The 11,443-nt window shown below is 68.9% G+C and carries 5 protein-coding genes; 2 read left to right on the forward strand and 3 right to left on the reverse strand.

The genetic code is table 11. The features are described 5' to 3' along the window. Window positions 1–151 precede the first annotated feature (151 nt). Entirely contained in the window at window positions 152–2,401 is a 2,250-nt protein-coding gene (locus AB0M26_RS30245) for a hypothetical protein (RefSeq protein ID WP_365265986.1), read from the reverse strand. Window positions 2,402–3,285: 884 nt separating this feature from the next. Continuing rightward, on the reverse strand, window positions 3,286–6,021 hold the full coding sequence (gene ppdK, locus AB0M26_RS30250) for a pyruvate, phosphate dikinase (RefSeq protein ID WP_365265988.1): 2,736 nt from the start codon (window positions 6,019–6,021) through the stop codon (window positions 3,286–3,288). Window positions 6,022–6,548: 527 nt separating this feature from the next. On the opposite strand from ppdK, the gene AB0M26_RS30255 reads away from it, so the two are divergent. After that, window positions 6,549–8,585: a glycogen debranching N-terminal domain-containing protein gene (locus tag AB0M26_RS30255; RefSeq protein WP_365265990.1), complete on the forward strand. Its 2,037-nt coding sequence runs from the start codon at window positions 6,549–6,551 to the stop codon at window positions 8,583–8,585. A 36-nt stretch (window positions 8,586–8,621) separates the two neighbouring features. On the opposite strand, the gene dusB is transcribed toward AB0M26_RS30255, so the two are convergent. Then, window positions 8,622–9,749: a tRNA dihydrouridine synthase DusB gene (dusB, locus tag AB0M26_RS30260; protein WP_365265992.1), complete on the reverse strand. Its 1,128-nt coding sequence runs from the start codon at window positions 9,747–9,749 to the stop codon at window positions 8,622–8,624. A gap of 108 nt (window positions 9,750–9,857) precedes the next feature. On the opposite strand from dusB, the gene AB0M26_RS30265 reads away from it, so the two are divergent. Further along, window positions 9,858–11,312 (forward strand): MFS transporter, encoded by a 1,455-nt coding sequence (locus AB0M26_RS30265; protein WP_365265994.1) that lies wholly within the window; start codon window positions 9,858–9,860, stop codon window positions 11,310–11,312. Window positions 11,313–11,443: the final 131 nt, after the last annotated feature.

Below are 11,443 nucleotides of genomic sequence, written 5' to 3' on the forward strand. Positions count from 1 at the left end.
CTCCCCCGCCCGAGTGCCGGGTCATTGACGCCCCGCCCGGCCACGGCCTAGCGTGCTTTCCCAACAGGAAACCTTCCTAACAGTGTGCGGGGGCGCGCGGCCGCCGACAGTTGGCCTCCGCCCCGGTTTCGGCAAGGCTGGGGGCTTCGGGCTACTGGTAGAGCGAGCCGATGTTGGTGGAGCGGTCTACGGCGGTGCACCGGGTGCTGCTGCGCGAGTCGGTGGTGGTGAGGGTGAGGTTGTTGGGGTTGCCGCAGCTGCTGCTCTGACGGCCCTCTTGTGCGGTGTTCTGCACGAAGAGGTCGGCCGTGGCCGAGCCGCCGGTGGCCTTGGCTCCCCCGCCGTGGTCTGCGGTGTGAACGTTGACGGAGCCATCCAGCGTCTTACAGCCCACCTTCGACCGGCTGCTGCTCAACTCGATCGTCTCGTCCGGGAAGGTGGGGTTAGCGCAGTTGTTGTTCTGCCGGCCTTCCTGGGCGATGTTCTGCTGGTTTACGGTGCCGCCTGTTGTGGAGCCGCCTTCGGCTCGGGCCCCGCCGCCCTTGATGAATGCTTTGTGGTTGAACGAGAAGTCCTTGTTCCAGCAACGGGCTCCGACCCGGCCCCCTGTCACGGTGATGTCCGCGTCGAGGTTGGGGTTGTTGCAGTGGTTGTTCTGTCGACCTTCCTGGGCGATGTTCTGCTGGAACACATCGCTACTGGTCGCGCTGGAGCCGCCTTCGGCGCGAGCGCCGCCGCCCTTGATACGGGTGTGCCTGCTGAGGGAGCGGTCCTTGTTCCCGCAGTGGCTCTCCACCCGGCCGCCCCCGATCACTACAAGGTTGCCAAGCCTCTCGTTTCGGTTGTTGCAGTTGTTGTTCTGCCGGCCTTCCTGGGCGATGTTCTGCTGGTCCACATTGGTGTCTGCGTTGCCGCCTTCGGCTCGGGCGCCGCCGCCCTTGATACGGGTGTGCTTGCTGAAGGAGGCGTCCTTGTTCCCGCAGCGGCTCGTTTCCCGGCCGCCCCCCGTCACGTCAAGGGAGGGGTCTTGGAAATTGTTGCAGTTGTTGTTCTGCCGGCCTTCCTGGGCGATGTTCTGCTGGAACACACCGGTGCTGGTCGCGCTGGAGCCGCCTTCGGCGCGGGCGCCGCCGCCCTTGACCCGGGTGTGCTTGCTGAAGGAGGCGTCCTTGTTCCCGCAACGGCTCGTCTCCCGGCCCGCGTCCAGGTCGGTACTGGGGAAGTTGGGGTTGTTGCAGTTGTTGTTCTGCCGGCCTTCCTGGGCGATGTTCTGCTGGTCCACATTGGTGTTTGCGTTGCCGCCTTCGGCTCGGGCGCCGCCGCCCTTGATACGGGTGTGCTTGCTGAAGGAGGCGTCCTTGTTCCCGCAGCGGCTCGTTTCCCGGCCGCCCCCCGTCACGTCAAGGGAGGGGTCTTGGTAGTTGTAGCAGTTATTGTTCTGCCGGCCTTCTTGGGCGATGTTCTGCTGGAACACACCGCTACTGGTCGCGCTGGAGCCGCCTTCGGCGCGAGCGCCGCCGCCCTTGACCCGGGTGTGCTTGCTGAAGGAGACGTCCTTGTTCCCGCAACGGCTCGTCTCCCGGCCAGAGCTTAGGGAATTAGAGGGGAAGGTGGGGTTGGCGCAGTTGTTGTTCTGCCGGCCTTCCTGGGCGATGTTCTGCTGGTCCACGGTGGTGTTTGCGTTGCCGCCTTCGGCGCGAGCGCCGCCGCCCTTGACGCGGGTGTGCTTGCTGAAGGAGACGTCCTTGTTCCCGCAACGGCTCGACGCCCGGCTGCCCTCCTCCAGGCGAATGATCCCCGTAGCGTTGGGATTGTTGCAGTTATCGTTCTGCCGGCCTTCCTGGGCGATGTTCTGCTGGAACACGTTGGTGGTCGCGCTGGAGCCGCCTTCGGCGCGGGCGCCGCCACCCTTGACGCGGGTGTGCTTGCTGAAGGAGAAGTCCTGGTCCGTGCAGCGGCCCTCTACCCGGCTGCCGTCCACCCCGAGGGTCACAGCGTTGGGACTGTTGCAGTTGTTGTTCTGCCGGCCCTTCTGCGCCACGTTCTGCTGGGCCACCCTGGTGCCGGAGCCGCCTTGGGCATGGGCGGGGCCGGTGTGGATACGGGAGAACGCCGTCAGCGAGCCATCACTGGTCACACAGCGGCCCGTTACCCGGCCACCGGTGAAGGTCACCACGTCCCCATCAGAGTTGAAATTGTTGCAGTTGTTGTTCTGCCGAGCGGACTGCGCAACGGTCTGCTCGAAAACACTCCCGCCCATCGACGATCCTCCCTCCGCCCGCGCCTTCGACTTGACACCGTCGGGGCCTGTGCCGGCAAATGCCGTCCCGAAGCCCACTCCTGTCCATCCGCCCATGGCCAGAACCACCATCGTGGCCGTCGCGATCCTGTGCACCCGCATCCGAGAAACCTCCTTGATCCGTCAAACAGCCAAACTGTTTCCCTTCCGTAACACTGCTCAGGCCCATGTCGTCATGGCACCGCTGCCCATCTCCACCCCAACAGCGCATTGCCACCCAGAACGCAACCAGTAAGCCGCGGAACAGGCTGCAGAGGTCCGGGCCCGTGCTGCCCCCTCTGGTCCCACATGCCCACGGTTGGTTAGCTGGATTGGTTGCCAGTCTCGCCGAAAGCCACCAGAGCGTAGGCTTTCCATCCGCTTCTCAACCCCATCGGCCGCGCGTGGATCGGTGCCAGCGTTCTGCGAAAGCCACGTGACCATCAGCAGTTCGCGGATGCTCCGTCGAATTGGTCATGGCCGCCATCCACGCGGAACATCAGCCTTGAGCGCGGCAAGCGCCCGTCAATAGTGCTGCGACTCACGGTGTACTCACTCACGAGGGCCGACGAGTCTTCCAGTCCCTATGCAACCAGCCGATGGTCTCGTCTCTTCTCCTCCGTTCAACACCGCTCGTTGTCCTGGTGCCCATTGCACGGACGGCCGCCTACGTTCGCTGGCATACTCGGCGCCCGCACTGGCAAGAGACGGCCACGCCCTGGGAGATGCCAAATCAGGGCGGAGCCTCTGTAGTGACGGCGCGTGACGGAACCCCCGCCACGGGTGGAGGGCACAACGAGGGCACAACACCTTCCGGCAGGTTCAACGGCAACCAACGCCAGCAAACGCCATTTCGCCTGCTCAGCGGCTTGTCTTGACAGCCTCCGCAGATGATGCCTGAAGGGGCGGCACCTCCGCACAAGGTACCGCCCCCTTCTCGGATGCCGGAGCCACCGCCGGGCTGAGGGTCCCCCGGCGGTCGCCCCGGCCGCTCGACCGGCCGTCGGTCAGCGGGAGTCGCTGCCCTTGCTCTGCGCCGCCGCGCGGCCCGCCTCCAGGCGCGCCACCGGAATCCGGAATGGTGAGCATGAGACGTAGTCCAGCCCCACCTCGTGGAAGAAGTGGACGGACTCCGGGTCGCCGCCGTGCTCGCCGCAGACGCCGAGCTTGAGGTCGGGGCGGGTGGCCCGGCCCGCCTCGGCCGCATTCCGTACGAGCGAGCCGACTCCCTCCCTGTCGATCGTCTCGAACGGGGAGACCCCGAAGATGCCCTTCTCCAGGTACGCCGTGAAGAAGCTCGCCTCCACGTCGTCGCGGGAGAAGCCCCACACGGTCTGGGTCAGGTCGTTCGTCCCGAAGGAGAAGAACTCGGCGGCCTCCGCGATCTGACCGGCGGTCAGGGCGGCGCGGGGCAGCTCGATCATCGTGCCGAGCGCGACCTTGAGCTCTACACCCGTCGCCTTCTGGACCTCGGCGATGACCTCCTCGGCCTCGTCGCGGACCAGTTCCAGCTCCTGTACGGTGCCCACCAGCGGAATCATGATCTCCGCACGCGGGTCGCCCTGGCCGCTCTTGCGCTGCGCCGCGGCCTCCGCAATGGCCCGTACCTGCATGGTGAACAGTCCCGGGATGACCAGCCCGAGGCGCACACCGCGCAGACCCAGCATCGGGTTCTGCTCGTGCAGCTTGTGCACGGCCTGCAGCAGCCGCAGGTCGTTCTCGTGCCGCTCGTGACGTGCCTCGGCCAGCGCGACGCGGACGGAGAGGTCGGTGATGTCCGGCAGGAACTCGTGCAGCGGCGGGTCGAGCAGACGGATCGTCACCGGCAGTCCGTCCATGGCCTCGAACAGCTCGACGAAGTCCTGCTTCTGCAGCGGCAGGAGGGTCTTCAGCACATCGTCGCGCTCCTCGTCGGTGTCGGCGAGGATCAGCTTCTCGACCAGCTCGCGCCGCTCACCGAGGAACATGTGCTCGGTGCGGCACAGTCCGATGCCCTGGGCGCCGAAACGGCGGGCGCGGGCCGCGTCCTCGGCGTTGTCGGCGTTGGCGCGCACCCGCAGTCGGCGGACGCGGTCCGCGTACGCCATGATCCGGTGCACGGCGCCCACGAGTTCGTCGGCGTCCTCCGCCCCGGCGTGCATGCGGCCCTCGAAGTACTCGACGACCGGGCTGGGGACGACGGGCACCTCGCCGATGTAGACCTTGCCGGACGAGCCGTCGATGGAGACGACGTCGCCCTCCTCGACGACCGTGCCGTCGGCGGTCGTCATCCGGCGCCGCTTGGTGTCGACCTCGAGCTCCTCCGCGCCGCAGACACAGGTCTTGCCCATGCCACGGGCGACGACGGCGGCGTGCGAGGTCTTGCCGCCGCGGGAGGTGAGGATGCCCTCTGCGGCGATCATGCCGTTGAGGTCGTCGGGGTTGGTCTCCCGGCGGATGAGGATGACCTTCTCACCGGAGCGCGACCACTTGACGGCCGTGTACGAGTCGAAGACGGCCTTGCCGACCGCCGCACCCGGCGAGGCCGCGATGCCCCGGCCGATCTTCTCGGCGGCAGCGCTCTCGTCGAAGCGGGGGAACATGAGCTGAGCGAGCTGGGCCCCGTTGACCCGCTGCAGTGCCTCTGCCTCGTCGATCAGCCCCTGGTCCACCAGCTGGGTGGCGATCCGGAAGGCCGCACCCGCGGTGCGCTTGCCCACCCGGGTCTGGAGCATCCAGAGCTGACCGCGCTCGATGGTGAACTCGATGTCGCACAGGTCCTTGTAGTGCGTCTCGAGGGTTTCCATGATCTGCATCAGGTGGTCGTAGGAGGCCTTGTCGATCCCCTCGAGATCGGCGAGCGGCACGGTGTTGCGGATGCCGGCGACGACATCCTCGCCCTGCGCGTTCTGCAGGTAGTCGCCGTAGACGCCCTGGTGGCCGCTGGCCGGATCCCGGGTGAAGGCGACGCCGGTCCCGGAGTCGGGGCCGAGGTTGCCGAAGACCATGGAGCAGACATTGACCGCGGTGCCGAGGTCGTGGGGGATGCGCTCCTGGCGGCGGTAGAGCTTGGCGCGCTCGCCGTTCCAGGAGTCGAAGACCGCGTTGATGGCCAGGTCCATCTGCTCGCGCGGGTCCTGCGGGAACTCGCGCCCGGTCTCCTTGAGCACGATGCCCTTGAAGTCCTCGACGAGCTGCTGGAGGTCGGTGGCCTTGAGGTCGACGTCGGTCGCGGCCCCCTTGGTCTGCTTGGCCTCCTCGAAGGCCTCCTCGAAGAGGTCCCCGTCGACGCCGAGCACGGTCTTGCCGAACATCTGGATGAGGCGGCGGTACGAGTCCCAGGCGAAGCGGTCGTCGCCCGCCTGTGCCGCGAGGCCGGACACCGACTCGTCGGAGAGGCCGATGTTGAGGACGGTGTCCATCATGCCCGGCATCGAGAACTTCGCCCCGGAACGCACGGACACCAGCAGCGGGTCGTCCGACTGGCCGAGCTTCTTGCCCATCTTCTCCTCGAGGGCGAGGAGGTGGGAGCTCACCTCGTCACGCAGTGCCGCGGGCTCGGTTCCGCTGTCCAGGTAGACCTTGCAGGCCTCGGTGGTGATGGTGAAACCCGGAGGCACGGGGAGTCCGAGGTTGGTCATCTCGGCGAGGTTGGCGCCCTTGCCGCCGAGCAGGTCCTTGAGGTCCTTGTTGCCCTCGGTGAAGTCGTAGACGAACTTCTGGGGCTCAGGCTGCGATACGTGGGGATCTTTGGTTTCCGACACGGGATCTCTACACCTCGCTGGGGTACCGCCGGACGGCGTCTGGTGGGGCTGCCCTGACGGCCGGGAGCGTACCCAGATCGAAGGCACGTGAGTACGTCCACTTGGCCGTCATACGGCTGTAACCACTCGTCCGCCAGCAGATCGCAGGTAGACGACCATTTCTCGATCAACTTCGGCTCTTTCAAGAGGTGTAGCCATGATTACTCTCGGCCGACGTGAGCGCCAGCTGCGATCGGCGGAGAGTGACGAACCTCGTGACAGCCCGAAGTCTCGGAGGGTGGCACTGGGTGCCACCCTTTGGGAAGTGCACCCCACCAGATGGCGCTCATCTGAGCATGCCCCCTATCAGGGGTGGCGAGAATCACGCCTTTGATGTACCCCGAATCTCAGCCAATGGACACATCCGCGTTCGAAATGGCTCAGATGAGCAATCGACGTGCAGCACATCGCCCCACACCCTTCGTCGTGATGCGGACACACGGGGTGACATCCTCCGCACGGAGTCCGACGAAGGGCAGGCTTGACCGATGACAGGACACCATCTTCTGGTGCATGACGGAACCTTCGCCGTCGTCACGGACACCGGTGACATCACCGGGACCCGGGACGCCTCACCCCGGGGACTGTTCTCCCGCGACGCCCGCCACCTCAGCCGCTGGCAGCTCACGCTGGAAGGCCGTACCCCCGAGCTTCTCGTCGCCGCGGGTCAGGCCGGGCCCGACCGGCCACTGGCCGCCGTGCTCACCCCGCCCGGCACAGAGCACGAGCCCCCCGCCTACACGGTCTTCCGGGAGCAGGCGGTCGCCGATCGCTCGCTCGCCGACCGCATCCGGCTGACCAGCAACCGCCCGCTGCCCACGGTCGCCCGCATCTCCCTCACCGTCGACGCCGACTTCGCCGACCAGTTCGAGCTGCGCACCGACCACCGCACGTACGACAAGACCGACGCCGTCCGCACCGCCGAGGCCCTGCCCGACGGCGTCGCCCTCGGTTACGAGCGACCCGCGCCCGGCGGCCAGCCCGAGTGGCACTCCCGAACCGTGATCACCGCCGTCCCGCCGCCGGACGAAGTGACCCATCCGGCCAGCGGGACGGCCCGCACGCTGGAGTGGCGTGTGGTTCTCCCCCCGCACGGCAGCGGCGAGATCGTCCTCCGGGCCTGTGCGCTGCCGTCCGGCACGGACACCGAGCCGCCGCGCCTGCGCACGCCGGCGACCGCGGTCGCCGGCCTGGCCCGTGAGAACGCCGCGTTCACGGGCACCGGCCCCCGCCCGCGGGACCTCATCGGGTGGCCCGAACTGGCCCGCGCCTGCGAGCAGGGGCTGGCCGACCTCGCGGGGCTGCGGGTCCCGGCGGCCGGCCTGGACGGGGAGGCACTGCGGGTGCCCGCGGCCGGAATCCCGTGGTTCCTGGCCCTGTTCGGCCGCGACTCCCTGTTGACCTCGCTGTTCGCCCTCCCGTACCGGCCCGCTCTCGCCTCAGCCACGCTCGCCGCGCTCGCCGCCGCCCAGGGCACGGGCTACGACGCTCCCGCCGGGCCGGGTCCCGGGCGTCACCCCCGCGGCGAGGAGTGCGGTCCACGGTACGAACAGCCCGGCCGCATCCCGCACGAGATCCGCCACGGCGAACTGCCGCACTTCCGCCAGGTCCCCTACGGCCGGTACTACGGCGCCGTCGATTCCACCCCGCTCTTCCTCACCGTCCTCCACGCCTACACCGACCGGACTGGTGACGACGCGCTCGCCCACCGCCTTCAGCCGCAGGCGCGGGCCGCGGTGGAGTGGATGTTCCGCGACGGCGGCCTGACGGAGCGCGGTTGGCTCGTCTACGCCGACGCCTCGTCCAGTGCGGGCGGCCGTGGCTGCGACCAGAGCTGGCGCGACTCACCCGGCGCGATCTGCTTCAGCGACGGCACCCCGGCACAAGGGCCCATCGCGATCGCGGGAGCCCAGGGCTACGCCTACGACGCACTCGTCCGTACGGCCGCCCTCGCCCGCAAGACCTGGGACGACGCGGAGCTCGCGGACCGGCTGGAGGAGTCCGCGGCCGAACTGGGCCGCCGCTTCCACCGCGAGTTCTGGATGCCGGAGCACGACTTCCCCGCCCTCGCCCTCGACGGCAACGGCCGCCGGGTCGACGTACTGGCCTCGGAGGCCGGCCATCTGCTCTGGTCCGGGATCCTGGACGCGGAGCACGGCGAACGGGTCGGGCGCAGGCTGCTGGAGGCCGATTTCTTCTCCGGCTGGGGCATCCGCACCCTCGCCACGGGCCAGGTCCCCTACCACCCGCTGTCCTGGCACCGGGGGTCCATCTGGCCGCACGACAACGCGCTCACCGTGCTCGGGCTCGTCCGCTACGGGCTCACCGAGCAGGCACTGGTGGTGATCCGCGCGCTCGTCGAGGCGGCGGTCGTCCACGACTGGCGGCTGCCGGAACTCATGGCGGGCTACGGACGGGACGAGCACCCGACCCCCGTGCCGTATCCGCACTCCTGCTCGCCGCAGGCGTGGACGGCCGCGACCCCCCTGGCGCTGCTCAGCGCACTGGCACCGGGCCAGATGTGAGGGCGGGCGCGGTGCGCCGGCATCCGGGGCGAGCGCTCAGCCTCCGCTGGTGTCGAGCTCCGCTTCGGCGCCCACCGCGGAGCACGCGTACGGATCGTCGAGCCAGCCGTCCGGCAGGACCACCCGGCTCCTGCCGGATGTGCGGCCGCGGGGCCCGTCGGCGCCGGTCGGCCAGGGCTGGTCCAGGTCCAGTTCGGCGAGCAGCGCGTCCATCTCGTCCAGGGAGGAGGCCACGGCGAGCTTCCTGCGCATCTCGGACCCGATGGCGAAGCCCTTGGTGTACCAGGCGACGTGTTTGCGGAAGTCGATGACACCGCGGGTCTCGTCCCCCAGCCACTCCCCCAGCAGCTGGGCGTGGCGCAGCATGACGACCGCGACCTCCTTCAAGGTCGGCGTGGCGTGGTCGCCCGTGCCGTCGAAGGCGGAGACGAGGTCGCCGAAGAGCCAGGGCCTGCCGAGACAGCCGCGCCCCACGACCACTCCGTCGCAGCCGGTCTCGCGCATCATCCGCAGCGCGTCGTCGGCCGACCAGATGTCGCCGTTGCCCAGCACGGGGATCTCGGGCACGGCCTCCTTGAGGCGGGCGATGGCCGTCCAGTCGGCCGTGCCGCCGTAGTGCTGGGCGGCGGTGCGGCCGTGCAGGGCGATGGCGGTCACCCCCTCCTCGACCGCGGTGCGGCCCGCGTCCAGATACGTCAGGTGGTCGTCGTCGATGCCCTTGCGCATCTTCATGGTCACGGGCAGGCGGCCCGCGCCTTTCACGGCCGCGCGCAGGATCGCCCGCAGCAGGTTCCGCTTGTAGGGCAGGGCGGAGCCGCCGCCCTTGCGGGTGACCTTGGGCACCGGGCAGCCGAAGTTGAGGTCGATGTGATCGGCCAGGTCCTCGTCCGCGATCATGCGGGCGGCCCGGCCCACGGTGTCCGGGTCGACGCCGTAGAGCTGGATCGAGCGCGGCTTCTCGGTCCCGTCGAAGTGGATCAGCCGCATGGTCTTGGCGTCGCGCTCGACCAGGGCCCGGGTCGTGATCATCTCGCTGACGAACAGCCCCTTGCCGCCGCTGAATTCGCGGCACAGGGTGCGGAACGGCGCATTGGTGATGCCGGCCATGGGGGCCAGGACCACCGGCGGCTGCACCGTGTGCGGGCCGATCTGCAGCTCGGTCACGGGAGGGCATCCTTCGTCGGGCGTACGAACGGGGGACGGCCACCCATTGTCCCGCATGCGCGGCGAGGGTCGTCACCGTGCCGACCGCAGTGATTGTACGGTTCAACCATGTCGGAACTCAGCCACCGCCGACGGCTGCTCGTGCTGGGTATCTGCTGCATGAGTCTGCTGATCGTCAGCCTCGACAACACCGTGCTCAACGTCGCGCTGCCCGCCATGCGCGACGACCTGCACGCCTCTCTCTCGGGGCTGCAGTGGACCATCGACGCGTACACCGTGGTGCTTGCGTCGGTGCTGATGCTCGCGGGCTCGACCGGCGACCGGATCGGTCGCCGGAAGGTGTTCCAGGCCGGGCTGGTGATCTTCGCCCTCGGGTCGCTGCTGTGCAGCCTCGCGCCGTCGCTGGCGTGGCTGGTCGTCTTCCGGATGGTGCAGGCCGTCGGCGGCTCGATGCTCAATCCCGTGGCGATGTCGATCATCACCAATGTCTTCACGGATCCGCGGCAGCGTGCGCGGGCCATCGGAGTCTGGGGCGGGGTCGTCGGCATCAGCATGGCGGCGGGGCCATTGGTGGGCGGGGTGCTCGTGGAGTCGGTCGGGTGGCGCTCGATCTTCTGGATAAACCTCCCTGTGGGGCTCGCCGCCCTGCTGCTCACGGCCCTCTACGTGCCGGAGTCCCGGGCCCCCAGGCCCCGGCGCTTCGACCCCGTCGGCCAGCTCCTGGTGATCGCGCTGCTGGGCTCGCTCACGTACGCGATCATCGAGACGCCCGCGCTCGGACCCGGCTCGCCGCTGATCCTCATCTGCGCGGCAACGGCCGTCGGGGCGCTGGTGGCACTGGTGCTGTACGAGCCCCGGCGCGAGGAGCCGCTGATCGATCTGCGGTTCTTCGGCAGCGCGCCGTTCAGCGGCGCGACGGTGATCGCGGTGAGCGCGTTCGCCGCGCTGGGCGGCTTCCTGTTCGTCAACACCCTCTATCTGCAGGAGATCCGGGGCCTGTCCCCGCTCGACGCGGGGGTGTGGATGCTGCCCATGGCGGCGATGACCTTCGTCTTCGGACCCGTGTCGGGGCGGCTCGTCGCAAGCCGGGGTCCGCGGCTGCCGCTGCTCATCGCAGGGGTGACGATGACGGCGAGCGGGGTGCTGTTCGCCGGGTTCGACGCCGAGGCGTCGGTGCCGCTGCTCTTCACCGGCTACGTGCTCTTCGGCCTCGGCTTCGGCCTGGTCAACGCCCCGATCACCAACACCGCCGTGTCCGGCATGCCACGCGCCCAGGCGGGTGTCGCGGCCGCCGTGGCGTCCACGAGCCGGCAGGTGGGGGCGACGCTCGGCGTTGCGGTGATCGGCGCGGTGCTGGCTGCGGGCGTACATGGCGCGGGCGACGTGGACGGGTTCGCCGCAGCCAGCCGCGGTGCATGGTGGATCATCGCGGGCTGCGGGGTGTCCACCCTGCTCGTCGGGGCGGCCACGACCGGCTCCTGGGCGGCCCGTACGGCATCGCGTACGGCGGCACGGCTGGACCCCGAGGCGGCGGGAAAACCACCGGAGGGCGCGCGGACATGATCCGGGCGCCCTCTGGACGGAGCTGAACCGGCTAGATGTTCTGACCATGAGCGTTGTTGACACTCGTGGGGGGTTGATCAAGAGCGAAGACCTCCGATGTGGTGGAGGTGTCTAGGCTCCACACCACACAC

This window comes from Streptomyces sp. NPDC051776, from assembly GCF_040681345.1.
Classification (GTDB): Bacteria; Actinomycetota; Actinomycetes; order Streptomycetales; family Streptomycetaceae; genus Streptomyces.